Source organism: Modestobacter sp. NPDC049651, from assembly GCF_040659695.1.
Taxonomy (GTDB): domain Bacteria; phylum Actinomycetota; class Actinomycetes; order Mycobacteriales; family Geodermatophilaceae; genus Modestobacter.
Genome location: NZ_JBFAOG010000005.1, coordinates 127282 through 151659 on the forward strand (window position 1 = coordinate 127282; position 24378 = coordinate 151659).

Genomic DNA, 24378 nt, shown 5'->3' on the forward strand with positions numbered 1-24378 from the left:
GCCGAGTCCGCACAGACAAGGACCACCCGATGCTGACCGCCCTCGTCATCGACACCGAGGCCGCCGCCCGCCGGCAGGTGGCCGGGCTGCTGGAGCTGGGCGGCTGGCAGGTCCACGAGGCCGCCGACGCCGACGAGGCCCGCTGGCAGAACCAGCTCTACGACCTCGACCTGGTGGTCACCGACTCCGCCGTCCTCGGCGCCACCGGCCCGGAGCTGCTCCGCCTGTTCCGCGCCGCCGGCTGCACCGCCCGCTTCCTGGTGGTCGCCGCCGACCCGACCGACGCCCTGCGGGCCGAGGCCGCGGCCGCCGGCGCGCTGGCCACCCTGGCCGAGCCGGTCGACGTCCGGCTGCTGCTGGACCTGGTCGAGCGCCGCGCCGACGAGCCGGTCGAGCCGAACGTCGTCGCGCGGATCCCCGCCGAGATCGTGGACGTCGAGGACCTGCTGGACGACGACCTCGACGCCGAGCTGCTGGACCGGCTGCAGGAGATGTACGCCGACGCGCTGCCCGACCGGATGTCGGCGATCACCCGCAGCGTGCGGGACGGCGACCCGGTCGCGGTCGCGTGGGCCGCGCACACCCTGGCCGGCCCGAGCGGTCAGCTGGGCCACCCGGAGGTCGCGACGGTGTGCCAGGCGATCGCCGCCGACGCCCGCCGCGGCGTCCTGGCCCACGACCTGGTCGCGGAGCTGACCGACCTGACCCGCCGGCCGGGTGAACCGGCGCGCGGGAGGCCGGCGGCCGCCGCGGCGCGGCTGGACACCGGCGGCCTGGTCGCCGCCGTCGACGCGGTCGCCGGCCGGCTGACGTCCTCGTGAGCGGAGTGGATCCGTGCCGGTGACCGGCACGGGTCCACTCCGCCTCAGCCGACGAGGCGGTAGCCGACCCCGCGGACGGTGCGGATCTCGGGGTTCTGCAGGCCCGCGCCGACCAGCTTGCGGCGCAGGTTGGACATGTGGGCCTCGACCAGCCGGAGGTTGCCCTCCCAGTCGGTCTGCCAGACCTCGCGCAGCAGGGTCTCCCGCTGCAGCACCCGGCCGGGCCGGGAGACCAGCGCCGACAGCAGGTCGAACTCGGTGCGGGTGAGGTCGACCGGCTTCCCGTCGACGCGCACCTCACGGGTGTCCGGGTCGACCTCGAGCTCGGCCAGCCGGTGCACGGAGTCCTCGACCGGCTCCCGCGGCGCGGGGACGGCGACCGCCCGCGGCCGGCGCAGGAAGGTCTGCACCCGGGCCACCAGCTCGCGGGGGCTGAACGGCTTGGACATGTACCCGTCGGCGCCGACGGCCAGGCCGATCAGCAGGTCGACCTCCTCGGCGCGCGCGGTGAGCATGAGGACGTAGCAGTCGGTCTCGGCGCGCAGCTGCCGGCACACCTCGGTGCCGTCGGCGTCCGGGAGCCCCAGGTCCAGCACCACGACGTCGGGCACCTCGCGGCGCACCTCGGCCAGGCACTCGGCACCGGTGGCGACGGCGCGCACGTCCATCCCGGCCTTGCGCAGGACGGTGACGACGAGCTCACGGATCTCGTCGGTGTCCTCGACCACCAGCACGGACTGGCCCGGCACGACTCCTCCTCGGCGCTCGGTCTGACGACACCGCTGTGGTGTCCGATCGAGTGGTCGTCCAGGACGGCGGCCGGCTGGAGGCGAACACCGGCCGCCGTCCCCCAAGAGAGTGAGGTGCTGGAACGGCTCCCTCTCAGGGTCCCGCCGCGAGCTTGCGAGCGGTGGGGGGAGAGGGGGTCCTTCCTCAGACGAAGGCGCTCATGCCGGTGATCGAACGGCCGACGATCAGGGTGTTGATCTCCCGCGTGCCCTCGTAGGAGTAGAGCGCCTCGGCGTCGGCGAAGTACCGGACGACGTCGTTGTCCAGCACGATGCCGTTGCCGCCGAACAGCTCGCGGGCCCACGCGACGGTCTCCCGGCCGCGGCTGGTGACGTAGCTCTTGGCCAGCGCCGCCTGGTCGTCGCGCAGCGCACCCTCCTCGAGCAGCTGGGACAGCCGCACGGTCATGCCGAGGCTCGCGGTGACGTTGCCGACCATGCGGGCGAGCAGGTCCTGGATCAGCTGGAACCCGCCGATCGGGCGGCCGAACTGCTCGCGGTTCTTCGCGTAGGCGACCGCCGCCTCGTACGCGCCGACCTGGCAGCCGACGCCACTCCAGGCGACGCCGCCGCGGGTCTCCTTGAGTACCTTGTTGACGTCGCGGAAGCTGTTGCCGCCTTCGAGCTTGTCGTCCGCCGGGATGCGGCAGTCGGTGAACGTGATGTCGGCGTTCTGCACGGTGCGCAGCGCGAACTTGTCCTCGATCTTGGTGGCGGTGAAGCCGGGAGTGCCCTTCTCCACCACGAACGTCTTCACCTGGTCGTCGTCGACGTCGCGGGCGAACACCACGACGACGTCGGCGAACGTGCCGTTGCCGATCCAGCGCTTGGCGCCGTTCAGCACCCACTCGTCGCCGTCCCGCCGCACCGTCGTCCGCAGCCCGCGGGCGACGTCCGAGCCGCCCTCGGGCTCGGTGAGCGCGAACGCGCCGATCGTCTCCATCCGCATCATGGCCGGGATCCAGCGCTGCTTCTGCTCCTCGGAGCCGAGGATCATGATCGAGCCCATCGCCAGGCCGTTGTGCACGCCGAGGAACGTGGCGATCGACGGGTCGACCCGGGAGAGCTCCAGCGCCTGGAACCCGCTGTACAGCCGGGACGCGCGGGGGCGGCCGTCCCAGTCGTAGGAGCGGCCGACGATGTCGGCGCCGGCGAGCTTGGGGATGAGGTCCATCGGGAACTCGGCCGCGGCCCACGCCGCGTTGACCCGCGGACGGACCTCGCTGTCCAGGAACTCCCGCAGGGCCAGCAGCTCCTTCTGCTCCTGCTCGGGCAGCAGGGTCTGGTAGCCGAAGAAGTCACCGAGGAGCAGGTCGCTCATCGCAGGGGTCCGCCTTCCGTCCTGCGCCGACCTCGCCGTCGGCGTCCTCCCCCGATGGAACGCCGGTTCCCGTGCCCCGGCCACCGCTGGTGGCCCAGCTCACCCCCGGGAGGCGGCCCGGCGGACCAGCCGCTCGACGGGGCCGGACAGGAACAGCAGCAGGAGCGCGTAGAAGTTGACCTGCGGCACCGCCACCCCGACCGCCAGCGCGACCAGGAACAGCGCGGGCGCGACCACCGCCGGGACAACGTCGACGTCGGGCTCGGCCACCTCCTCGCGGCGCAGACCCGAGCGCCGCCGGACCAGCACGGTCAGGGTCGCCGTCGCCGCCGAGCTCGCCGTGATCGTCCCGATGTAGAGGGCCACCGACAGCCGCTGGGTGCCGTACTCGGCCACCACCCCGCTGGCGAACGGCAGCAGCACGATGGAGAACGCCCACCACAGGTTCACCCACAGGAACGCCGTGTCGTACCCGCCGACCCACTCCCCGATCCGGTGGTGCCCCAGCCACAGCCGGGCGATGACGACGAAACTCAGCGCGAACGAGCCGAAGTCGGCCAGGTGGTCGCCCAGCAGGCCGGCCAGGTCGTCGTGCGGGCCCTCGGCCAGCAGGTCGACCAGCGGGAGCACCAGCAGGGTGATCGCGATGGCCACGATCGCGTCGAGGAAGGTCAGCAGCCGGTCCAGCCCTCGCTCGGTGCGCACCCGGGCAGGCTAGGTGGTCGACGTGGGCGGCTTGGTCCAGAGGAGCTCGTCGCGCCAGAGACCAGCCGGCTGACCCTGGCGCCGGGCAGCACCGAGGTGGCGGCGGCCCGCACCTGGCGGGTGGTCAGGTCGGGGTCCCGAACGGGCATCCGGCCGGTCGCCGGGTCACCTCAGTTGAGCGCGCGCGTCCCGGCGGGCAGCGTGCCGCCCGCCAGCATCTCGGCGGCCGCGTCCTGGAAGGCGGTCAGCGCGACCCGCTGGGTGAACGGCCCGGTCGACACCCGGGCGACGCCGAGCTCCTGCATCTCCCGCGCGGGCAGCGACGCGCCCGGGACGCTGATCAGGGTCAGCCGGTTGCGGCCCAGCCCCTCGACGACGGCGGCGATCTCCTCCCGGTCGACCAGCCGCGGCACGAACACCACCGGTGCACCGGCCTCGAGGTACGCCTTCCCCCGGCGGACCGCCTCGGCCACCAGCTCGCCGCGGTCGGCGCCCTCGGCGGCCCGGACGAACGTGTCGGTGCGGGCGTTGAGCACGAAGTCGACGCCGGCGTCGCGCCCGGCCCGGACGACGGCCTCGACCGCGGCGACCGCCTCGTCCAGCGGCTTCATCTGGTCCTCGAGGTTGCCGCCGACGACGCCGGCCTCGATGGCCCGGCGGGCGGTCTCCCCCGCGTCGCCGTAGCCGGCCTCCATGTCCATGCTGACCGGCAGGTCCACGGCGGCGGCGATCCGCCGGACCATGTCCAGGTGCAGGTCGAGCGGGATGTTCTCGCCGTCCTCGTAGCCGAAGGTGGCGGCGATCCCGTGGCTGGCGGTGGCCAGCGCGCGGGCGCCCTCGGTGGCGGCCGCGACCTGGGCGGACACCACGTCCCACACGTTGGTCAGCACCAGGATCTCCGGTGCGGTGTGCAGGTCCAGCAGGGTGCGGGCGCGGCTCGCCAGGTCGGTCATGGGGGTCAACGTAGCGACGTGTCGACATGTCCACAGGTCGACGTGGCGCCGCCTGTGGACGGCCGTCGCGTCCGTAGCCTGGCGGGGCCCATTCGACCGAGCGGAGGAGCTGGCGTGGACGACGACGTGCTGCGGCTGGTGCTGGCCGGCGCCCGCCTCGCGGCCCAGCCGGGTGTGACGACGCAGGAGCTGGACCGGGTCGTCGACCGGCTGCTGGTGCGCGACCCGGGCGTCGACTCCGCCGGTGTCGCGCACACCGTGCTGCTGGAACTGCTGCCCCCGCTGTGGGAGGCGGGCTGGCAGCCCGCGGACGTCGTGCACGTGGTCGGCCGCCGGGTCACCCAGCGTGCGGCCCGGCTCGCGGCCGGCCTGGTCGCCACCGGTGGGCGGGCCGCGGCCGCGGGCATGCCGACGTCGTGGGCCGCCCAGCTGGCCGAGCTCGGGGGCGCGCCGGGCAGCGTGCGCGACTGGTGGCAGGCCGAGGGGATCGCGCCGGCGGCCGGCTGGCGGGACGTGCTGCGGGTGACCGGCGTGCTGCGCACCCTGCCGCGGCTGGAGCAGTTGCTCCCCCCGCCCTCGGCCTGGTCGGCGAGCAGCCGGCCGGCGGCCGACGCCGCCGCGGTGGTCACCGACGAGCGGGCGCTGGGCCGCATCCGCGGTCTGCTGGCCAAGGCCGAGTCGACGGAGTTCGAGGCGGAGGCGGAGTCGCTGACCGCCAAGGCGCAGGAGCTGATGAGCCGCTACGCCATCGACGCGGCCATGCTCGCCGGCGGCGGCGCGGACTGGACGGCCGCGGAGGTGGAGGCCCGGCGGCTGCACCTCACCGATCCGCACTCGGAGGCGAAGGCGGCGCTGGTGCAGGCGGTGGCCGGGGTGAACGGCGTCCGCGTGGTGCTGGTGCCGGCGTTCGGCATCGTCACGATGGTCGGCATGCGCAGCGACGTCGACCTGGTGGAGCTGCTGGTCACGTCGCTGCTCGTGCAGGCGGGCCGGGGGCTCGGGGAGGCCACCCGGTCCGGTGGGGCGCGGGCGCGCTCGACCGCCTTCCGGCGCGGCTTCCTCTACGCCTACGCGCAGCGCATCGAGGAGCGGCTGTCCGAGGCGCGCGACCAGGCCCGCACCGAGGCGCGCGCCGAGTACGGCAGCGCGCTGGCCCCGGTGCTCGCCGACCGGCAGGCGGCCGTCGACCGGGCGGTCGAGGACCTGTTCCCGCAGCTGCGCCGCCGGGGCGGCCGCACCGTCGACGCGGCCGGCTGGACGGCCGGCCGGCAGGCGGCCGACGCCGCCGACCTGGGCGGCACCCGGGCGCGCCTGGGGCCGGCGTGACGCTCAGAGCAGGACGTCGAGCTCCGCGCTGAACGACTCGATCAGGTTCGCCTGGTGGACCAGGTCGGTGGCCGTGGTCAGCCACCCGGACACGAACAGCAACCGCCAGGGCTCGGTGTCGTCCATCGACGCCGTCCCGGCAACCAGTGCAGCCTGTCCGACTGCGGTGCACGCCAAGCTCAACATGTCCCGGCTCCTTCCGTCCCCCTCTGCGTCGGCAGGGACGGCGGGCGGCTGAAGGGTCACCGGCCCCGCGACCGCCGCGGCGGGCCGGACCTCACCCGTGCGGGTGAGGACGGCGGTCACCGCAGGCCGGCGACGATCAGCTGCAGCAGCGCCTCGTAGGTGGCCGCGGGGTCGGGGGTGAGCAGGCCGTTGGCGAGCTCGAGGCTCACCGCGCCGTGCACCGCGCTCCAGATCAGCTGCGCGGTCTCCGCCGGGTCCCCCTCGCGCAGCGCCCCGGCCGCCATCGCCGTCCGCACGTGCCCGACCAGCGCCCCGAACGCCGCGGCGCCGTGCTCGACCACCTCGGCGGTCGCGTCCGCGGCCCCGCCACCCCCGCCGAACATCGCCGTGTAGTGCTGCGGGTGGGCGAGGGCGAACCGGCGGTAGTTGCGCCCGCTGGCCACCAGCCGGGCGAGCGGGTCGGGGTCGTCGTCCTCGAGCACGGCCGCCCGGAGGCCGTCGAACCCGCGCACGAGCACCGCGGCGACCAGCCCGTCCTTGCTGCCGAAGCGGTTGTAGACACCCATCGGCGCGACGCCGGCCTCGGCCGCCACCGCGCGCACCGTCAGCCCGGCCAGCCCGTCGCGCGCGAGCACCCGCTCGGCGGCGTCCACGAGCGCCTGCTCGACGTCCCTGCTCGGCGTCCGCGCGCCCGTGGTCCCTGCTCCGGTGGTCGGCACCCCGACATCCTCCCGCGCTGCCCTGTTGACGCCCTGTAGAACGTCGTTCTACCGTTGTAGCACAACGTTCCATCAAGGAGGCCGTCATGTCCGATCCACTCCCCCGCCGGTGGTGGGTGCTCGCCGTGCTCTGCCTGTCGGTGCTGCTGGTGAGCGTCGACAACACGATCGTCAACGTCGCGCTGCCGACCCTGGGGCGCGAGCTGCAGGCGACGACCAGCGACCTCCAGTGGGTCGTCGACGGCTACACCCTGGCGTTCGCGGCGCTGCTGCTGCTCGGCGGCGCGCTCGGCGACCGGTTCGGCCGCCGCCGGGTGCTGCAGGCCGGCCTGGTCGTCTTCGCGGTCACCTCGGTCGCGGCGGCGTCCGCCGGCTCGACCGGCCAGCTGGTCGCCGGCCGGGTGGCGATGGGCATGGCCGCCGCGGCGATCTACCCCGCGACCCTGGCGCTGCTGGTGAGCACCTTCCCCGACCGGCGCGAGCGGGCGACCGCGATCGGCGTCTGGTCCGCGGTCTCCGGGCTCGCGGTGGCGGTCGGCCCGGTCAGCGGCGGGGTGCTGCTCGAGCACTTCTGGTGGGGGTCGGTCTTCCTGGTCAACGTGCCGCTGGCCGCGCTGGCACTGGTCGCCGGCCGGCTGCTGCTCACCGAGTCGCGCGGCGCGGAGCGGGGCCGGTTCGACCTGGTCGGCGCCGCCGCCTCGGTCGCCGCGATCGGCCTGCTGGTCTGGACGACGATCGAGGCGCCGCGGCGCGGCTGGGCGTCGCCCGCCACGATCGCCGGCTACGCGGGCGCGGCGGCGGCGCTGGCCGGGTTCCTGGCCCGCGAGCTGACCACCCGGACGCCGATGCTCGACGTCCGGCTGTTCCGCGACCGGCGGGTGTCGGTGGGCAGCGGCGCCATCGCGCTGGCCTTCTTCAGCCTGTTCGGGTTCATCTTCCTGATCACCCAGTACTTCCAGGGAGTCCGCGGCTACGACACCCTCACCGCGGGGCTGGCCACCCTGCCGTTCGCGGTCGTGATCGGCGCGGTGTCCCCGCTCGCGATCCTCGCGATGCGGGCGGTGGGCACGAAGCTGGTGGTCGCGGCCGGGCTGCTGACCATGGCCGCCGGGTTCGCGGTGGCGGCCGGGTCGACCCTGGAGTCGGCCTACTGGGGGCGGGTCGTGCTGGCCATGGTGCTGATGGCGGCGGGGCTGGGGCTGGTCACCGGGCCTGCGACCGAGGCGGTGATGGGCGCGCTGCGCGGCGACCAGGCCGGCGCCGGCTCCGCGGTCAACGACACCGTGCGCGAGGTCGGCGGCACGCTGGGCGTGGCCGTGGTCGGCTCGGTGATGAGCACCGTCTACGGCCCCGCGGTGCTCGACGCGCTCACCGGCGCGGGCGCTCCGGCGGCCGCCGCCCGGCCCGCCGCCGACTCGCTCACCGCGGGCCTGGCCGTCGCCGACGGACTGCCCGGCGACCTGGCCACCGCCGCCGTCCAGCAGTCGTTCCTGGACGGCGTGGCCGCGGGCTCGTGGGTCGCGGCCGCGGCCTGCGCCCTCGGGACGCTGGCGGTGCTGGCCCTCCTGCCCGCCCGCCCGCAGCCCGCACCGGTCGCGCCCGACGAGCTCACCCCGGTGGCGGTCTGAGCGCGGCGCCCGTCAGGCCCGACAGGAAGGCCCCCACCGGGCCGGTGGGGTCAGACCGCCGGGCCGGTGGGCGGCTCGGGGCGGTGGATGCCCCAGGTGTGGGCCTGCTTGCGCAGCCCCAGGTACACGAAGGTCTCGGTCGACTCGACGCCGCTGATCGCGCGCATCTGGCTGACCACCTCGAGCAGCTGGCCGTCGTCGGTGCACACGACCTCGGCCAGCAGGTCCAGCGAGCCGGCCGAGATGACCACGTAGGTGACCGCGTCGAGCGCGGCCAGCTGGTCGGCGACGGCGCGGGTGTCACCGTGGGCCTTGATGCCGATCATGGCCTGCCGGGCGTACCCGACCTGCTGCGGATCGGTGACCGCGACGATCTGCACGACGCCGGCGTCGAGGAGCCGCTGCACCCGCTGGCGGACGGCGGCCTCCGACAGCCCCACCGCGCTGGCGATGCGGGCGTAGGACCGGCGGCCGTCCTCCCGCAGCTGCTCGATGATCGCGCGCGACACGTCGTCCAGCGCATGCGTCCGACTGCGTTCGGTCACGGTGCGCACCACAGCCCCAGCTCCACGGGCCGCAGCGTATCCGGCCACTCCGGCGACGAAGTCGTTGGCCACGGCGCGTCCGGGCTACGCTTCGGCTCACCGCAGCAGGCCTGGACGACGGAAAGGCTCGCCATGACCGCCACCGAGCAACAGGTCACCGAGCCCGACTCCCCGTACGGACCGACTGCAGCGCGCAACCTCTGGCTGCACTTCGCGCGGATGGGCAGCTACGTCGACACCGCGCCGCCGGTGATCGTGCGCGGCGAGGGTGCCCGGATCGTCGACGACCGCGGCCGCTCCTACCTCGACGGTCTCTCCGGGCTGTTCGTCGTCCAGGCGGGGCACGGCCGGCAGGAGCTCGCGGCCGCCGCGGCGCGGCAGGCGGAGACTCTCGCCTACTTCCCGGTGTGGGGCTACGCGCACCCGGCGGCGATCGAGCTGGCCGGCCGGCTGGCCGCCGCGGCCCCCGGCGACCTGAACCGGGTCTTCTTCACCACCGGCGGCAGCGAGGCGGTCGAGACCGCGTGGAAGGTCGCCAAGCAGTACTTCAAGCTGGTCGGCAAGCCGACGAAGCACAAGGTCGTCAGCCGCGCGGTCGCCTACCACGGCACCACGCAGGGAGCCCTGTCGATCACCGGCGTCCCGGCGATGAAGGCGGCGTTCGAGCCGCTGGTGCCCGGGGCGCACCGGGCGGCGAACACCAACCTCTACCGCGCGCCGGTGTTCGGCGACGACCCGAAGGCGTTCGGCCGCTGGGCCGCCGACCAGGTCGAGCAGGCGATCCTCTTCGAGGGCGCGGACACCGTCGCCGCGGTCTTCGTCGAGCCGGTGCAGAACGCCGGCGGCGCGATCCCGCCGCCGCCGGGCTACTTCGAGCGGTTGCGCGAGATCTGCGACCGGCACGACGTGCTGCTGGTCAGCGACGAGGTGATCTGCGCGTTCGGCCGGCTGGGCACCACGTTCGGCTGCGAGCGGTACGGCTACGTGCCCGACCTGATCACCTGCGCCAAGGGCATGACGTCGGGTTACTCACCCATCGGCGCGATGATCGCCTCCGACCGGGTCATGGAGCCGTTCCTGCAGGGGACGACGTCCTTCCCGCACGGCTACACGTTCGGCGGGCACCCGGTGTCGGCCGCCGTCGCGCTGGCCAACCTCGACCTGTTCGACCGGGAGGACCTGGGCGGGCACGTCCGCCGGACCGAGGACGACCTCCGCCGCACCCTGGAGCAGCTGCTGGACCTGCCGATCGTCGGCGACGTCCGGGGCGAGGGCTTCTTCTACGCCGTCGAGCTGGTCAAGGACCGCGGCCGCAAGGAGACGTTCGACGCCGCCGAGCGGGAACGGCTGCTGCGGGGGTTCCTGTCCGGAGCGCTCTTCGAGGCAGGCCTCTACTGCCGGGTCGACGACCGCGGCGACCCGGTGGTCATGCTCGCCCCGCCGCTGATCTGCGGGCAGCCGGAGTTCGACGAGATCGAGCAGGTGCTCCGCGGCGTCCTCACCGACGCCTGGGACCGCGAGGTCTGGGCGGGCTGAGCTCAGCCGCGCGGGTCGTAGGGCTGGTGGCCGGGCGGGAGGTTCGACCGGTCCGGCGCGATGACCGTCGACTCGTGGCTGTCCGGCAGCGACACGGTCGGCGTGTCCGCCTCCAGCAGCAGGTCGCCGGTGCCGTGCAGCATGGTCTGCCCGCGGAAGAAGGCCGGCGCGATCCGCGCGTAGACCTCCATCAGCAGGACGCCGAGCAGCAGCGACCCGATGCCGATGACGAACACCCCGCCGACGCCGTGGAACACCGTCTCGCCGTACTCGGGGTCGGCGTACTCGACGCAGGCCAGCACGAAGACGGCGAGCATGAACAGCCCGCCGAGCAGCGGCAGCACGAACCGCATCAGCAGGTCGCGCGGGCCGTGCAGGTCGCGGCGGAACTGCCAGGCGCAGGCGAACCCGGTGAGCCCGTAGTAGAAGGCGATGAGCAGCCCGGTGGCGGTGATCGAGTCGACCAGCACGTTCTCGCTGACCAGCGTCAGACCGACGTAGAACGCCGCCGAGACGATGCCCATCCACACGGTGGAGACCGTCGGGGTCAGGTGGCGCGGGTGGATGCGGGCGAACGACGCGGGCAGCGCCCGGTAGGCGGCCATCGACAGCGAGCCGCGCGCGGTCGGCAGGATCGTCGTCTGGGTGCAGGCCGCCGACGAGGTGAGCACGGAGATGATCAGCAGCGCCTCGAACACCCGCCCGAAGACGCCGTCGCCGAAGACCGTGGCGCCCAGCGCGTTGAACACGTCCTCCGCGTTCGCCTCGTTGCCCAGCCCGACGCCGGTGTCGCCGACGCCGGCGAACGCGACGGTCGCCACCGAGACCACGGTGTAGATGCCCACCAGCAGCAGCGTCGAGACGATCGCGGCCCGGCCCGGCGCCCTGGTCGGGTTGGCGGTCTCCTCGTTGACCGCGACCGCGGAGTCCCAGCCCCAGTAGATGAAGATCGCCAGCAGCACGGCCTCGTTGAGCGAGGACCAGGACAGCCCCGACGGCCAGAGCCAGGACAGCGACGGGTGCAGCGCCCCGGCGGGCGCGCCGCCGGAGTAGACCTTCACCAGCGCGTACGCGGCGAAGGCGATCAGGACGACGACCTCCACGCCGAGCAGCACGTTCTGCACCCGCGCGGTCGGTTCGATCCCCCGGTAGCAGATCCAGGTCATCAGCGCGATCCACGCGACGCCGGCGACCGTCGTCCACAGGGCGCTGTCGGCCAGGGAGTCCAGCCCGACCAGCCGGTAGCCGTAGGCGCCGGCGACCTGCGCCAGGTTGGCCATGACGATGACGTCGGCGGCGATGATCCCCCAGCCGCCCATCCACCCGGTGCGCGGACCGAACGCCCGCGCTGCCCAGGTGAAGGTGGTGCCGCAGTCGGGCTCCCGCTTGTTGAGCTCCGAGTAGGCCACCGCGACCAGCCACATCGGCACGAACGCCAGCAGCATCACCGCCGGCGCCTTGACCCCGACCGCGATGACGACGAAGCCCAGCGTGGCGGCCAGCGCGTAGGCCGGCGCGGTCGACGAGACGCCGAGCACGATGGAGGAGAACAGGCCAAGCGCGCCCCGCTTGAGGCCCTTGTCGACGGCCGTGCCGTCGACCCGCGGGGCGGTCCGGGTGTTCGCCACTGCTGCTCCTCCGATCGGTGCGAACGACCGTCGCAGCCCGCGCGACCTTAAGGGTTGCGCGGCACTGACCGACCGCCGACGTCCGGGACCACGCCTGCGGCTGCGGTCACACGTGCGGTTGCCCGGTCGACGCCGACGTCCCGCCGTCGACCGGGAGCACGGCGCCGGTGACGTAGCGGGCGGCGTCGCTGGCCAGGAAGAGGACGGCGGGCGCGATGTCGTCGGGTTCGGCCGGGCGGCCGAGCGCGACCCGGTTGACGTACGGCGCCAGCGACTCGTCGTCCCGCCCGACGCCCTCGGTGAGCTCGGTCAGCGTGAACGACGGGGCCACGGCGTTGAGCCGCACGCCGGCCGGGCCCCAGTCCAGGGCCAGGGAGCGGACGAAGTTGGTGACCGCGGCCTTGGTCGCGTTGTAGGCGGCCTGCCCCCAGTCGCCGCGCAGCCCGGACACCGACGAGACCGCGACCAGCGAGCCGTGGGTCTCGGCGAGGTGCGGCAGCGCGGTCTTGGCCAGGTGGAAGAACGCGTCGACGTTGGTCGCCCACAGCACCGCCCACGCGCTGTCGGAGAGCCGGTCGACCGGGCCGCTCTCGTAGCCGGCGGCGTTGGAGACGACGACGTCCAGCCGCCCGAACCGCTCGCGCACCTGCTCGACGACCGCCGCCACCTGCCGGCCGTCGGACAGGTCGGCCTGGACCGCCGAGGTCCGCTCGTCGGGGTACCCGGCCAGCGCGTCGGTGAGCCGGTCCATCCGGCGGCCGACGACGGCCACCGTGGCACCGGCGGCGAGGAACGCCCGGGTGATCGCCCGGCCGATCCCGGAGCCCCCACCGGTGACCAGGACGACGGATCCGGAGAAGTCGTAGCTCGCGCGGTTCACCTGCCGGACATCCCCCGCCCGGGCCACGCCCACACACGTACCCGGTTGGCGGGAACAAGGAAGCCCGGACCGCTGTTCGGCCTCCCGGCGCGATGTGGCGCCTGTCCGCTCCGACCCCCTGCAGCCGGGAGCCCCTGCCCGTGTCCCACCTCGCCGCTCCGTCCGGCTCGGCCACCGCCGCCGCCGGCCAGGACCGCCAACACAACCGCCGCTGGGCCGTCCTCGGCTTCCTCGGCCTGGCCCAGCTGATGGTCGTGCTCGACGCGACCATCGTGAACATCGCGCTGCCCAGCGCCCAGCAGGCGCTGGACTTCTCCAACGCCGACCGGCAGTGGGTCGTCACCGCCTACTCCCTGGCCTTCGGTGGCCTGCTGCTGCTCGGCGGCCGGCTGGCCGACCTGTTCGGCCGCAAGCGCACGCTGATGATCGGGCTGATCGGCTTCGCCGCCGCCTCCGCGCTCGGCGGCGCCGCGCAGGGCATCGAGCTGCTGGTGATCGCCCGCGCCCTGCAGGGCGCCTTCGGTGCGCTGCTGGCCCCCTCGGCGCTGTCGCTGCTGACGATCACCTTCACCGACCCGGTCGAGCGCGGGAAGGCCTTCGGCATCTTCGGCTCCATCGCCGGCGCCGGGGCCGCGATCGGCCTCCTGCTGGGCGGCCTGCTCACCGAGTACCTCAGCTGGGCCTGGTGCCTCTACGTGAACCTGCCCATCGCGGTCATCGCCGCGGTCGGCGCGTTCGTCGTCCTGCCCAACGTCCCGCGGTCGACCGGCGTCCGGCTGGACATCCCCGGTGTCGTCACCGCCGTGCTGGGCCTCGCCGGCCTGGTCTACGCGTTCTCCCGCGCCGAGACCGACGGCTGGACCGACCCCTGGACGGTCGGCCTCATCGCGGTGTCGGTCGTCCTGCTGGTCGCCTTCGTGCTGATCCAGACCCGCACCGGCCACCCGTTGCTGCCGCTGCGCGTGGTGCTCGACCGGCGTCGGGGCGGCGCCTACCTGGCGATCGCGCTGGCCGCCATCGGCATGTTCGCCGTGTTCCTCTTCCTCACCTACTACATGCAGCAGGTGCTCGGCTTCACGCCGCTGAAGGCCGGCGTCGCGTTCCTGCCGTTCGTCGCCGGCATCATCATCAGCTCCACGGTCATCGCGACCCGGCTGCTGCCCCGCATCGGCCCGAAGCCGCTGATCCTCACCGGTCAGCTGCTCGGCGCGGCCGGCCTGCTCGTGATGTGGCGGCTGCACCTGGGCAGCAGCTACGCCGCCCACGTCCTGCCGGCGCTGTTCGTCATGGGCCTCGGGATGGGCATGATCTTCGCGTCCTGCTTCAACACGGCCACCTCCGGCGTGCAGGCCCAGGACGCCGGTGTCGCCTCGGCGCTGGTCAACACCGGCCAGCAGGTCGGCGGCGCGCTGGGCACGGCGCTGCTGAACACGATCGCCTCGACCGTGACGGCGTCCTACCTGACCGACCACGCCTCCGGCGGCCGGCCCTCGGCGACCACGATCGCCGCGGCGTCGGTGGCCGGTGACACCCGGGCGTTCCTGGTGTCGGCGGGGATCTTCCTCGTCGCCGCCGTGCTGACCCTGGTCGTCCTGCCCTGGGGCGCCAACCCGGCCGGCCGGCCGGGGGCCGCGGCGCCCGCCGGTCACTGAGCACCCCCGTCCGGCCGGCGCACCTCGCCGGCCGGACGGGCCCGCCGGCCGCGACCCGTACGGTGGTGGACGGCCCGGTGCTTGCCACCGGCCAACCGACGTGACATAACTCGTTGGCGCGTGTTCATCAACGAGCAGTGATCAAGCCGGCCCGCGCCCGGACGGAAGTGGTGGGTACGTGGCAGAGCCGACGCAGGTCGGCGGCCCCGGGGGGACGCAGGACGACGCGACCCGGGTTCGTGCTCAGCTGGCCATCGACGCCGCCGGCATCGGCACCTTCGACTGGGACCTGACCACCGGCGTGCTCAGCTGGGACGAGCGGCTGGTCGAGATGTTCGGCTACCACGCCGACTCGTTCGACCGCAGCATCGACAGCTTCAACGCCCGGCTGCACCCCGATGACCTGCCGCGGGTCACCGAGGCGCTGCAGCACGCGATCGACGAGGCCGGCGACTACGAGGCCGACTACCGCGTGCTGCTGCCCACGGGCGAGACCCGCTGGATCGCCGCCCGCGGCCGGGGTCTGCAGCCGCGCGACGGCCGGGCCACCCGGGTGATCGGCGTGGCCTACGACGTCACGGCGGAGCAGGACGCCGGGGCGCGGGTGACCCGCATCCTCGAGGCGATGCCCGCGGGCTTCTACACGCTGGACCGGGAGTGGCGGTTCACCCACGTCAACGCCGAGGCCGAGCGGCTGCTCGAGCAGCGCCGCGAGGACCTGCTCGGCCGGGTCGTCTGGGAGGCCTTCCCGTCGGCGCTGGACAGCGCCTTCGACGAGAACTTCCGGCGGGCGCTGGAGACCGGCGAGCCGATCGCCTTCGACGCGCACTACCCCGCTCCGCTGGACGGCTGGTACGAGCTGCGCGCGTGGCCGACGCCGGACGGGCTGTCGGTCTACTTCCTGGAGGTCACCCAGCGCCGCCAGGCCCAGGAGCGCGCCGAGCGGGCCGCCCGCCGCGTCGCCCTGCTCGCCCAGGTCAGCAGCGAGCTGGCGACCACCCTGGACGTCGCCGCCGCCACCGCGCGGCTGCCCCGGCTCGTCGTCCCGGCGCTGGCCGACTACTGCATCCTCACGGTCATCGAGCCCGACGGTCAGCCCCGGGACGTCGGCTCCTGGCACGTCGACCCGGCCAGCCGCTCGCTGCTCGAGCGGTACGCCGAGTTCCGGCTGGAGTCGATGCCCATCACCTCGCCGGTCTCCCGGGCGCTCAACCTGGGGACGGCGCTGCGCTTCAGCGGCACCGAGGTGCTCGACCTGCTGCTGCCCGGCCCGGCGCACGACCTGCTGAGCATGCTCGACCCCGAGTCGGAGGTGGCGCTGCCGCTGCGCGCCCGCGGCCGCACGCTGGGCCTGCTCACCCTCTTCTACTCCGCCGGCCACTCCCCCACCGACGAGGACATCTCCGTCGCCCAGGACGTCGCCGACCGCGCCGGGCTGGCCTGGGACAACGCGCGGCTGTTCGGTGAGCAGCAGCAGCTGGCCGAGGGGCTGCAGCGCAGCCTGCTCACCGACCCGCCCGAGCCCGACCACGCCGAGATCGTGGTGCGCTACCTGCCCGCCGCGGAGGCGGCCCGGGTGGGCGGCGACTGGTACGACGCGTTCCTGCAACCGGGAGGCGCGACCACGCTGGTCATCGGCGACGTGGTCGGGCACGACACCGCGGCCGCCGCCGCGATGGGGCAGCTGCGCGGCCTGCTGCGCGGCATCGCCACCTACAGCAACGCCGGCCCGGCCGAGGTGCTGCGCGGCCTGGACGCCTCGATGGAGGTGCTGCAGGTGGGCACGCTGGCCACCGCCACCGTCGCCCGGTTCGAGCAGACCGCCGGCGAGCGCGAGGCCGCCGTGACCCGGATGACCTGGTCGAACGCCGGCCACCTGCCGCCGCTGGCGCTGGACCCGGACGGCACGGTGACGGTGCTCGCCGACTGGAAGGCCGACCTGCTGCTCGGGGTCGACCCGCTGTTCGAGCGCACCGAGTCGGTGGTCACGCTCGACCGGGGGACGACGGTGCTGCTGTACACCGACGGGCTCATCGAGCGCCGCGACGCCGACCTGGACACCGGGCTGGAGCGGCTCACCCGGCACCTGGGCGAGCTCGCCGACGTGCCGCTGCAGCAGCTGTGCGACGAGCTCCTGCAGCGGCTGGTCGACGGCAAGCCGGACGACGACGTGGCCCTGGTGGCCGTGCGGCTGCACCCGCAGGACCGCCCGCGGCCGCGCGAGGCGGGCCCCAACCGGGTGCCGCTCTCGGTGCCGCCGGACCCGGCCGTCCCGTGAGCGGGGGACCACCGGACGCCGGGGGAGCACGATCTTGCCCGCCGTCGCCTACCGTGGAGCCCGGCCGAGCAGCGGCCGGAGGACGCAGGAGGAACGCAACGGTGCACGGATCGGGAGCGGGGCAGCTCGGCACGGGCGATCACCGCTACCGGCACGACATCACCTTCCCGGGCTCCCCCGACGAGCTGGCCGAGGTCGCCGTCCCCTTCCTGCAGGCCGGGCTGGACGCCGGTGACGCGGCCGTCGTCGCGGTCAGCGCCCCGGCGGCAGCGGTGCTCACCGACGCGCTCGGCGGCGACGACCGGGTCGTGGTGATCGAGCGGCACGGGGTCTACCGGTCCCGGACGCCGTCGGCGATCACCGCGTTCCGCAAGCTGGCCGACGAGCGCACCGCCGCAGGCTCCCGGCACGTGCGCGTCGTCGGCGAGACCGACTTCGGCAGCGGGCCCCGCGACTGGCTGGAGTGGCAGCGCTACGAGTCGGTGATCAACGAGGCGCTGGGCGCGTGGCCGCTGTGGGGGTTGTGCGTCTACGACCCGCACCGGCTGCCCGACCCGGTGCTGGAGTCCGGGCTGCGCACCCACCCGACGCTGGTCACGGCCGCGGGCCGCACCGTCAACCCCGACTTCGTCGCCCCGGCCGACTACGTGCGCGGGCTGCCCGTGCCGGCCGAGCCGCTGGAGGACACTCCCCCGCTGCTGGCCGTCGACGACGTCCAGGACTACGTCGCGCTGCGGCACCAGGTGGCCGGCGCGCTGGCCGGCCTCGGCGGCTCCCGCGACCTGCGCGAGGACTTCCTGCTGGCGATCGACGAGATGAGCTCCAACGCCGTGCGGCACGGCGGGCCGCCGGTGACGCTGCGGCTGTGGAGCACCGGTGACCGTGCCGTCTGCCGGATCTCCGACTCCGGGGACGGGCTGGACGACCCCTTCGCCGGGTACGGGCCGGCGCACGGCGAGGACCTCTCCCGCGGTGGCATGGGGCTGTGGCTGGCCCGGCAGCTGTGCGACCACGTCGACGTGGTCCCCGAGCACCCGGGCGTCAGCGTCCGGCTCACCGTCCGGCTGCGCTGAGCGGACCAGGCGGGTTCCCCGTAGCGTCCGCGCCGTGGACCTCCCTCCCCCGCTGCTGGACCTGCTGCGCCGGCCCAGCCCGTGCTTCCTCGCCACGCTGATGCCCGACGGCTCGCCGCAGCTGACCCAGACCTGGGTCGACACCGACGGCCGGCACGTCGTGGTCAACACCGTGGCCGGGTTCCAGAAGGTGCAGAACATGGAGCGCGACCCGCGGGTGTCGGTGAACGTCGCGGATCCCGACGACCCGTCCCGCTACTTCGAGGTGCGCGGCCGGGTCGTCGGCATCACGCCCGAGGGCGGCGCCGAGCACATCGACCAGCTGGCGCAGAAGTACCTGGGCCGCCCCTACCCCTGGTACGGCGGCCGGGACCAGGTGCGGCTCGTCGTCAGCATCGCCGCCGACCGGGTGCTCTCCCCGCAGGGCTGACCCGGGGTCAGGCCGGCTGCAGGACCGGCTGCTCCGCGACCGGGACGACGTAGCGGTAGGTCGTGTCCGCGTCCTGGACGGCGAAGGTGTGCGCGCCTGCGCCCGCGTGGTGGAGCACGAGGCAGTCCAGCCGCTGGGCGATGCGGTGCAGGGCGTCGGCGTCGTCGACGTCCACGACGGTGGCGCTGGTGGTCAGCGAGCTGACCGGCACCAGCCGGCCGGCGAAGCGGACCAGCACGTCACCGGCCGCGCCGCCGGTGGTGCCCCGGCCCAGCCGGGTGGCGACCAGCCAGCCGATGGAGGCGGCGGCCAGCAGCAGGGCGACGACCAGCCGGGCCACCCGCAGCGACACGGGGAAGCCGGGCAGCGGGAGCTGCCGCGGGCCGGTCTCCTCGACGGCCACGCTGCTGGTGGCGGTGGGGCTCAGCGCCGCCGGAGCACCGGCGGGGCGCAGCACGCCGCCGTCGAAGGAGAAGGCGAAGGGCGCGAGGGACGCCGGCGTCACCGGCCGGCCGGAGACGACGGCGGTGGCGCGCAGCACGGGGGTGACGGTGATCGTCGCCGCGCCGGGGCCGCCGGCGCCGACCTCCACGGCGTGCCGGGCCATCAGCTGCGCGGCGGCGGCCGGGTCGACCCCGACGGTGGCGGTCGCCGTCCGGCCCTCACCGGCAGCGGTGAACGGCACCGCCGGGCCAGCGCCGAGGTCGGCGCGCCAGCCGTCGGTGGTGCTCAGCGACAGCGCCAGGGACAGGTCGCCGGTCAGGTCGGTGAGGCCGCGGGCCCCGGACTGCTCCGTGAGCGTCACGGTCAGGCCGGACGCGAGGCGGGTGTAGACCGGGTCGCCGGTGGTGATGGTGCCGGTCGGGTAGGTGGCGCCGGGGACGGCGGTCGCTGCGTAGGCGTACTGGCCGGACTGGGTGAACGGGACCGTGCTGGTGTCGACCTGCGTGGCCGGGGCCAGCAGCAGACCCGCCTCGGCGAGCGCGGCGACGACGGTGACCAGGCCCAGCGCGGCCGCGGCCTGCCGGGCGCCGGCCTGCACGGGCAGGCTGACCGGGCGCGCGGGCCGGGTGCGGTGCCGGCCGCGTCGCGGGCGCTTGGTCCCGAGCATGAGGAGTCCTGCCGTTCCAGCGAGTTCGAGGGCGATCCAGGTCGGTGACCGGAGCGAGCCGAGCACCGCACCCCCGGAGGGGACGCGGAACCACAGCCGCCCGAGGACTTCATCGGCAGCGGGGTGGTCGGGATCCAGCCAGGAGTTCGCATCGCCTCGGGTGACGAAGCGGCCGCCGTCGGTCTGCACGATCCGGTGCATGACCACGGTGTGCAGCGAGGGGCTGTCGTAGGCGATCACGTCGCCGACCCGGTACTCGCCCGCCGGCCGGAGGACGGCGAGGTCCCCGGTGGAGAACCGGGGCTCCATGCTCACGCCGTGGGTGGCCAGGTAGGTCGTGCTGCCACCGACCGTGGTGGGGAGCAGGAACCAGGCCGAGGCCAGCAGCACCAGGGCGGCGGCGACGCGGCGGAGCGTCCGGGTGGCGTTCATGGGAGGTCACCGGCCCGGACGGCCGGCCGGGTGGCCGGCCGTCCGGGAACAGGTCAGTGGACGACCGTGAGACCGGTGTGGGTGAAGGACGCGAACTTCACGTTCTGGGCGGTCGTGTCGCAGGTGATCGACGAGCTGGAGACGATCACGCAGGTGAACGGCGAGCCGACGACGTCGTCCGCGTTGCTCTTCAGGGTCAGCGTGGCGTCGTTGACGGCGTCGTCGAGCGTGACGTTGCCGTCCAGCGTGAAGTCCACGCCGTCCAGGTAGGTGCCGTCGGTGGTGCGCGGCACGTAGGCGATGTCGGTGACCTTCACGCCGGTGACCTGGACCTGGCCGTAACCGGCGACCTGGTTGGTGACGGCGCTGGTGTCGTTGCCGGCGGTGAAGGCGGAGCCGGCGGCGGCAGCAGCGGTCACCACGGCCGCACCGGCGAGCAGAACACGGGACTTGCGCATCGGAGACTCCATGTCTCTCGGTGGCCCAGCGGCACTGGAACGGTGCAGGTTCACCCGGTCCGGTGACGAGGGGCCGTCTTCCATGACACTGCGTTGATCGACGCGGGAAATGGATTCCTTGACCATTCCGTCGAAACTTTTTTCCGGCCACCGCGGTCATTGCGCATAAAGGCGGGATAAGGACATCCCTGACATCGGCCACACGGGCGCGGGTCCACGCTGGGGCGACCCTGCGATTGGAGACGCTGATGCTGCTCGGGAGCACCCGGCTGGACCGGGACGACGACTTCCTCGGCTTCGCCGCCGACCTGCGGCCCGCGCTGCTCCGGGTGGCCGCGCTGCTGTGCGGCGGCGACCCGCTGCACGCCGAGACCGCCGTCCGCACAGCGCTCACCCGCGGCTACCTGGCGTGGCCGGTCACCGGCCGCACCGGCGCGCCCGGGCAGTCGGTCCGGGTGCTCGTGGAGGCGGTCCGCCGCAGCGGACGGCGGGGCGCGTTCCCGGCGCTCGCCGCCCCGGTGCTGCCGCCGCTCGAGCACGCCGTGCTCACCGCCCTCTCGACGCTGCCGCTGCACACCCGCGCCGCGGTCGTGCTGCGCCGGGTGGAGCGGCTGCCCGCCGCGCAGGTCGCCGACGTGCTCGGCTGCGCGGAGCTCACCGCCTCGCGCGAGGCCGCCCTCGGCGTCGCCCGGCTGCACGAGGAGCTGGCCGACCTGCTGGTGGCCCCGGCGCCCGCCCGGCCGGCGGCCGTCCTCGACGAGGTGCTGCGCGGTACCGCCGCCTGGCTGGAGGTCCCGGCGCCGGACCCGGCCACCCTGCAGGGCGACCTCGACCGCGGTCACCGGGCCCTGGTGCGCTCCCGGCGCCGCCGCCCCGACGCGGGTGCGCCGTCCCCGGCCGCGCCCGGCACCCGGACGGCGGTGCTCCCGTGACCGACGGCTGGTACGTGGCGCACTTCGCGACCGACCCGTCGGTGCTCGCGACGATGGCGGTGGTCGCCGGGCTGGGCGCCGCAGCCGCGCTGGTCGTGCCGCGACGCCGCGCGGCCACCGCGCTGACCGGGCTCACGCTGGCAGTGGTGCTCGGGGTGACGGTCGTGCCGTCCGGTGGGTGGGGCGACCTGTCGGTCGTGCCCGGCGCGCTGGACAGCATCGCCCGCCACCTGCGCCCCGACGACGCCGGCCTGGCCGCCTGGACCTCCGCGCCGGACGCCGCGCTGAACGTCGCGCTGTTCGTGCCGCTGGGCGCCGCGCTGACGCTGCTGCTGCACCGGCCGGTCATGGCCACGCTCGCGGCGACGGCGCTGTCGGTGGCCGTGGAGAGCTGGCAGGCGACGCTGACCACCCGGGTCAGCTCGTTCGCCGACGTCGTCTGCAACGGGCTGGGTGCCGCCGCCGGAGCGGCGGTCGCCGGGCTCGCCCTGCTGGTGGTGCGCTCGGCGCGGCGCGCCTGACCGCGGGCTACCCGCGGACGGCGAGCACCAGCCAGCGGTCCGCGGCGTCGTCGACAGCGGTCGCGGTCCACCCGGCGGCAGTCAGCGCCGCGCGGATCCGGGGCTCGCCGCGCAGGTCGTCGGGGTTGAGCTCCCGGCCGTGCCGGCGGGCCAGGGCGGCGCGACCCACCGGGTGGAACAACGCCAGCCGGGCGCCGGGCCGGCTGACCCGGGCCAGCTCGGCGAGCCCGGCGACCGGGTCGTCCAGGTGCGAGACCAGGCCGGCGGCGAAGACGGCGTCCAGCCGTCCGTCGGCGAGCGGCAGCCGCGGGACGTCGGCCCGGACCAGCTGGGCGAGCTCGCCGCGGCCCCGCTCCCGTGCGGTGGCGAGCATCTCGGGCGTGACGTCGACGCCGAGCACGGAGCCGCGCGGACCGACCGCCGCCCGGAGCACCGGCAGCGCGCGGCCGGTGCCGCACCCGGCGTCGAGGACCCGGTCGCCGATGCCCACGCCGAGCTCGGCGACCGCCTGCTCGTAGCGCGGGCCGTCGTCGGGGAACCGCTCCTCCCAGCCCGCGGCCCGGGACCCGAAGAAGGTCTGCGGCTCAGCCATCCGCACCGTCGTCGCAGGGCAGGCCGGTGAACCCGGCGACCGCCTGCTGCAGCGGGGCGGCGTCGTCGGCGCCGAGCACGACGGTCACGTGCGGGACGTCGGCGACCCGCAGCAGGTCCGGGACGCCGAGCGCCACCGCGAGCTGCTCGGCCTCCGCCCGCAGGTCCGCGGGGAACTCGATGCCGGAGGTCACCGGGCCGGCCGGGGCGCCGACGCCGCCCACGGTGAGGTCGCCACCCCGCAGGTGTGCGGCCACCTCCTCGCCGGCGGCCTGGTCGCCGGTGCCGTCGACGACGTCGACGGTGAGGGTCGGGCAGGCCGGCGCCGGGTCAGGCTCCGGGACCGGAGCCGGCTCGGGGCTGGGCTCCGGGACCGGAGCCGGCTCCGGGCTGGGCTCCGGCTCCGGGCTCGGCGACGGCTCCGGGCTCAGCGGTGGTTCCGGGCTGGGCTCCGGCTCCGGGCTCGGCGACGGCTCCGGGCTGGGCTCCGGTTCCGGGCTCGGCGACGGCTCCGGGCTCAGCGGTGGTTCCGGGCTGGGCGTGGTGGGCGGTGCCGGGGTCTCCGTCGCCGGCGGCTCCGACGCAGGCAGTGGCGTAGGCGTCTCCGAGCCCGACGGCGGGGTGGGCGCCTCCGTCGCGGGCAGCGGCGCCGGCGTCTCGGTCCCCGGCTCCGGCGGGGTCTCGGACGCCGGCGGGGTCTCGGTCCCCGGCGGGGTCTCGGTCACCGGCGGGGTCTCGGTCAACGGCGGGGTCTCGGTCACCGGCGGCGTCTCGGACACCAGCGGGGTCTCCGACGCCGCCAGCACGGGCGGGTCCGTGACCGCCGGGTCGGTGACCGGCAGGGCAGGCGCCTCGACGACGGGCGGCTCGGCGACGGGGGCGGGCTGGTCGGCGTCGGCCGGCTGCACCGCGGGCGCGGGTGGGTCGACGACGCTGATCGCCGGCGGCTCGGCGGGGTCGGCGGGCGGCAGCAGCGGCTCCTCGGCCGCGACGTCGTCCGGGACCTCCGGTGGGGGCGTCCCGCCGTAGGTGGCTGCCAGGCCGAGCACGCTGGCCACGTACTCGGCGGAGTGGTTGTAGGCGAACACGGCCCGGGCCTGCGCGGCCTCACCGCCGAGGTCCCCGCCGCCGGCGGCGCAGAGGTACGTCGCGGTGGCGAGCGCGGCGTCGTAGATGTTGAACGGGTCGCTCGTGCCGTCGCCGTTGCCGTCGCTGGCGTACCTGCTCCAGGTCGACGGGATGAACTGCATCGGCCCGACGGCGCGGTCGTGCGTGCGGTCGCCGTCCAGCCGCCCGCCGTCGGTGTCGAGGATCGTCGCCGTCCCGCTGCCGTTGAGCTGGAGACCGATGATCCGCGGGTACGACGTCCCGGCCGTCGAGAGCACCGCGCCGGCGAACCGGCCGTGGTTGGACTCGACCCGCCCGATGGCGGCGACGAGGCTCCAGCTGATGCCGCACCCGGCGCGGCGGTCGGCGGCGCGGGTGTAGGCGTCCAGCGCGGTCGCGGGGATGCCGTTGCCGGCCAGCCGGGAGCCGATGCCGCTGGTGTCGATCACCAGGTCGAGGGCCGGCACACCGACGTCGGGCGGGGGCACGTCGAGGTCGGCCGGTGGCTCCGGTGCGCCGGCCCGGGTCGGGGGCTCGGTCCCGGGAGGCGGGGTGTCGGGAACGGGCGGAACCGTCTCCCCCACCGCGGCCAGCGGCACGGTGCGGCCGAGCAGCGGGGCGACCGGCCGGGTGGAGGTGGCGGCGGCGTCCAGCACCGGCAGCGCGCTGGCCGCCGGCATGACCGCGATGGCTGCGGCCGCGAGGCCGGCCGTGGCGACGAGCTTCGGGCCGCGCGGCACACCCCGGGCACGCAACC

At 75.0% G+C, this 24378-nt stretch carries 23 protein-coding genes; 10 read left to right on the forward strand and 13 right to left on the reverse strand.

Annotated features, from left to right (window positions below; genetic code table 11):
* Nucleotides 1-29: 29 nt before the first annotated feature.
* A complete protein-coding gene (locus AB0J00_RS09620) occupies nt 30-821 on the forward strand; it encodes a response regulator (protein WP_357743479.1) in 792 nt (263 codons plus the stop codon).
* A gap of 44 nt (nt 822-865) precedes the next feature.
* Here AB0J00_RS09620 and AB0J00_RS09625 read toward each other — a convergent pair whose 3' ends face one another.
* The 4 genes from AB0J00_RS09625 to AB0J00_RS09640 all read right to left on the reverse strand — a co-directional run bounded on the left by AB0J00_RS09625 (nt 866) and on the right by AB0J00_RS09640 (nt 4588).
* Nucleotides 866-1570, reverse strand: a complete 705-nt coding sequence (locus AB0J00_RS09625; RefSeq protein WP_357743481.1) for a response regulator transcription factor — start codon at nt 1568-1570, stop codon at nt 866-868.
* 184 nt (nt 1571-1754) lie between these two features.
* The gene (locus AB0J00_RS09630; RefSeq protein WP_357743483.1) at nt 1755-2930 is read right to left on the reverse strand and encodes an acyl-CoA dehydrogenase family protein; all 1176 of its coding nucleotides are present in this window, start codon (nt 2928-2930) and stop codon (nt 1755-1757) included.
* A 99-nt stretch (nt 2931-3029) separates the two neighbouring features.
* Complete coding sequence (locus AB0J00_RS09635) at nt 3030-3635, reverse strand: TMEM175 family protein (RefSeq protein ID WP_357743485.1); 606 nt, start codon at nt 3633-3635, stop codon at nt 3030-3032.
* Nucleotides 3636-3805: 170 nt separating this feature from the next.
* Nucleotides 3806-4588 (reverse strand): isocitrate lyase/phosphoenolpyruvate mutase family protein, encoded by a 783-nt coding sequence (locus tag AB0J00_RS09640; protein WP_357743487.1) that lies wholly within the window; start codon nt 4586-4588, stop codon nt 3806-3808.
* Between the two features lie 114 nt (nt 4589-4702).
* On the opposite strand from AB0J00_RS09640, the gene AB0J00_RS09645 reads away from it, so the two are divergent.
* Nucleotides 4703-5914, forward strand: a complete 1212-nt coding sequence (locus AB0J00_RS09645; protein WP_357743489.1) for a DUF2786 domain-containing protein — start codon at nt 4703-4705, stop codon at nt 5912-5914.
* Between the two features lie 3 nt (nt 5915-5917).
* On the opposite strand, the gene AB0J00_RS09650 is transcribed toward AB0J00_RS09645, so the two are convergent.
* Both AB0J00_RS09650 and AB0J00_RS09655 read right to left on the reverse strand, forming a co-directional pair.
* Nucleotides 5918-6040, reverse strand: coding sequence for a hypothetical protein (locus AB0J00_RS09650; protein WP_357743491.1), 123 nt, complete (start codon nt 6038-6040; stop codon nt 5918-5920).
* A gap of 176 nt (nt 6041-6216) precedes the next feature.
* Complete coding sequence (locus tag AB0J00_RS09655) at nt 6217-6753, reverse strand: TetR/AcrR family transcriptional regulator (protein WP_357743492.1); 537 nt, start codon at nt 6751-6753, stop codon at nt 6217-6219.
* A 152-nt stretch (nt 6754-6905) separates the two neighbouring features.
* Between AB0J00_RS09655 and AB0J00_RS09660 the strand changes: the two genes are divergently transcribed.
* The gene (locus tag AB0J00_RS09660; protein WP_357743494.1) at nt 6906-8447 is read left to right on the forward strand and encodes an MFS transporter; all 1542 of its coding nucleotides are present in this window, start codon (nt 6906-6908) and stop codon (nt 8445-8447) included.
* Nucleotides 8448-8497: 50 nt separating this feature from the next.
* Here the strand turns inward: AB0J00_RS09660 and AB0J00_RS09665 are convergent, their stop codons facing one another.
* On the reverse strand, nt 8498-8992 hold the full coding sequence (locus AB0J00_RS09665; RefSeq protein ID WP_357743496.1) for an Lrp/AsnC family transcriptional regulator: 495 nt from the start codon (nt 8990-8992) through the stop codon (nt 8498-8500).
* Nucleotides 8993-9124: 132 nt separating this feature from the next.
* Between AB0J00_RS09665 and AB0J00_RS09670 the strand changes: the two genes are divergently transcribed.
* On the forward strand, nt 9125-10528 hold the full coding sequence (locus tag AB0J00_RS09670) for an aspartate aminotransferase family protein (protein ID WP_357743498.1): 1404 nt from the start codon (nt 9125-9127) through the stop codon (nt 10526-10528).
* 2 nt (nt 10529-10530) lie between these two features.
* Here the strand turns inward: AB0J00_RS09670 and AB0J00_RS09675 are convergent, their stop codons facing one another.
* Together AB0J00_RS09675 and AB0J00_RS09680 are read right to left on the reverse strand one after the other, a co-directional pair.
* Nucleotides 10531-12156 (reverse strand): APC family permease, encoded by a 1626-nt coding sequence (locus AB0J00_RS09675; protein ID WP_357743500.1) that lies wholly within the window; start codon nt 12154-12156, stop codon nt 10531-10533.
* A gap of 106 nt (nt 12157-12262) precedes the next feature.
* Nucleotides 12263-13036: an SDR family NAD(P)-dependent oxidoreductase gene (locus AB0J00_RS09680; RefSeq protein ID WP_357743502.1), complete on the reverse strand. Its 774-nt coding sequence runs from the start codon at nt 13034-13036 to the stop codon at nt 12263-12265.
* A 140-nt stretch (nt 13037-13176) separates the two neighbouring features.
* Between AB0J00_RS09680 and AB0J00_RS09685 the strand changes: the two genes are divergently transcribed.
* The 4 genes from AB0J00_RS09685 (at nt 13177) to AB0J00_RS09700 (ending at nt 18469) form a co-directional block, all read left to right on the forward strand.
* Nucleotides 13177-14688 (forward strand): DHA2 family efflux MFS transporter permease subunit, encoded by a 1512-nt coding sequence (locus AB0J00_RS09685; RefSeq protein WP_357743503.1) that lies wholly within the window; start codon nt 13177-13179, stop codon nt 14686-14688.
* A gap of 178 nt (nt 14689-14866) precedes the next feature.
* Nucleotides 14867-16966 (forward strand): SpoIIE family protein phosphatase, encoded by a 2100-nt coding sequence (locus AB0J00_RS09690; RefSeq protein WP_357743505.1) that lies wholly within the window; start codon nt 14867-14869, stop codon nt 16964-16966.
* Between the two features lie 101 nt (nt 16967-17067).
* Entirely contained in the window at nt 17068-18039 is a 972-nt protein-coding gene (locus tag AB0J00_RS09695) for a sensor histidine kinase (protein WP_357743507.1), read from the forward strand.
* 34 nt (nt 18040-18073) lie between these two features.
* The gene (locus AB0J00_RS09700; RefSeq protein WP_357743509.1) at nt 18074-18469 is read left to right on the forward strand and encodes a PPOX class F420-dependent oxidoreductase; all 396 of its coding nucleotides are present in this window, start codon (nt 18074-18076) and stop codon (nt 18467-18469) included.
* Nucleotides 18470-18476: 7 nt separating this feature from the next.
* On the opposite strand, the gene AB0J00_RS09705 is transcribed toward AB0J00_RS09700, so the two are convergent.
* Together AB0J00_RS09705 and AB0J00_RS09710 are read right to left on the reverse strand one after the other, a co-directional pair.
* Nucleotides 18477-20012 (reverse strand): signal peptidase I, encoded by a 1536-nt coding sequence (locus AB0J00_RS09705; protein ID WP_357743511.1) that lies wholly within the window; start codon nt 20010-20012, stop codon nt 18477-18479.
* A 53-nt stretch (nt 20013-20065) separates the two neighbouring features.
* Nucleotides 20066-20470 carry a hypothetical protein gene (locus AB0J00_RS09710; RefSeq protein ID WP_357743513.1) on the reverse strand — a complete coding sequence of 135 codons (405 nt, stop codon included), beginning with the start codon at nt 20468-20470 and terminating at the stop codon, nt 20066-20068.
* A 248-nt stretch (nt 20471-20718) separates the two neighbouring features.
* On the opposite strand from AB0J00_RS09710, the gene AB0J00_RS09715 reads away from it, so the two are divergent.
* On the forward strand, nt 20719-21402 hold the full coding sequence (locus AB0J00_RS09715) for a sigma factor-like helix-turn-helix DNA-binding protein (RefSeq protein WP_357743515.1): 684 nt from the start codon (nt 20719-20721) through the stop codon (nt 21400-21402).
* Nucleotides 21399-21923: a VanZ family protein gene (locus AB0J00_RS09720; protein ID WP_357743517.1), complete on the forward strand. Its 525-nt coding sequence runs from the start codon at nt 21399-21401 to the stop codon at nt 21921-21923. The genes AB0J00_RS09715 and AB0J00_RS09720 overlap by 4 nt, the downstream gene beginning before the upstream one ends.
* Nucleotides 21924-21930: 7 nt before the next feature.
* On the opposite strand, the gene AB0J00_RS09725 is transcribed toward AB0J00_RS09720, so the two are convergent.
* Entirely contained in the window at nt 21931-22515 is a 585-nt protein-coding gene (locus AB0J00_RS09725; protein ID WP_357743519.1) for a methyltransferase domain-containing protein, read from the reverse strand.
* The gene (locus tag AB0J00_RS09730; protein ID WP_357743521.1) at nt 22508-24361 is read right to left on the reverse strand and encodes a lytic murein transglycosylase; all 1854 of its coding nucleotides are present in this window, start codon (nt 24359-24361) and stop codon (nt 22508-22510) included. Before AB0J00_RS09730 ends, AB0J00_RS09725 begins: the two co-directional genes overlap by 8 nt.
* Nucleotides 24362-24378: the final 17 nt, after the last annotated feature.

Excerpts from the sequence above, each read along its gene's own strand:
- AB0J00_RS09620 (WP_357743479.1), top strand. The coding sequence starts at position 30 with ATGCTGACCGCCCTCGTCATCGACACCGAGGCCGCCGCCCGCCGGCAG.
- AB0J00_RS09630 (WP_357743483.1), bottom strand. The coding sequence starts at position 2,930 with ATGAGCGACCTGCTCCTCGGTGACTTCTTCGGCTACCAGACCCTGCTG.
- AB0J00_RS09640 (WP_357743487.1), bottom strand. The coding sequence starts at position 4,588 with ATGACCGACCTGGCGAGCCGCGCCCGCACCCTGCTGGACCTGCACACC.
- AB0J00_RS09650 (WP_357743491.1), bottom strand. The coding sequence starts at position 6,040 with ATGGACGACACCGAGCCCTGGCGGTTGCTGTTCGTGTCCGGGTGGCTG.
- AB0J00_RS09660 (WP_357743494.1), top strand. The coding sequence starts at position 6,906 with ATGTCCGATCCACTCCCCCGCCGGTGGTGGGTGCTCGCCGTGCTCTGC.
- AB0J00_RS09670 (WP_357743498.1), top strand. The coding sequence starts at position 9,125 with ATGACCGCCACCGAGCAACAGGTCACCGAGCCCGACTCCCCGTACGGA.
- AB0J00_RS09705 (WP_357743511.1), bottom strand. The coding sequence starts at position 20,012 with ATGAACGCCACCCGGACGCTCCGCCGCGTCGCCGCCGCCCTGGTGCTG.
- AB0J00_RS09710 (WP_357743513.1), bottom strand. The coding sequence starts at position 20,470 with ATGCGCAAGTCCCGTGTTCTGCTCGCCGGTGCGGCCGTGGTGACCGCT.
- AB0J00_RS09715 (WP_357743515.1), top strand. The coding sequence starts at position 20,719 with ATGCTGCTCGGGAGCACCCGGCTGGACCGGGACGACGACTTCCTCGGC.
- AB0J00_RS09725 (WP_357743519.1), bottom strand. The coding sequence starts at position 22,515 with ATGGCTGAGCCGCAGACCTTCTTCGGGTCCCGGGCCGCGGGCTGGGAG.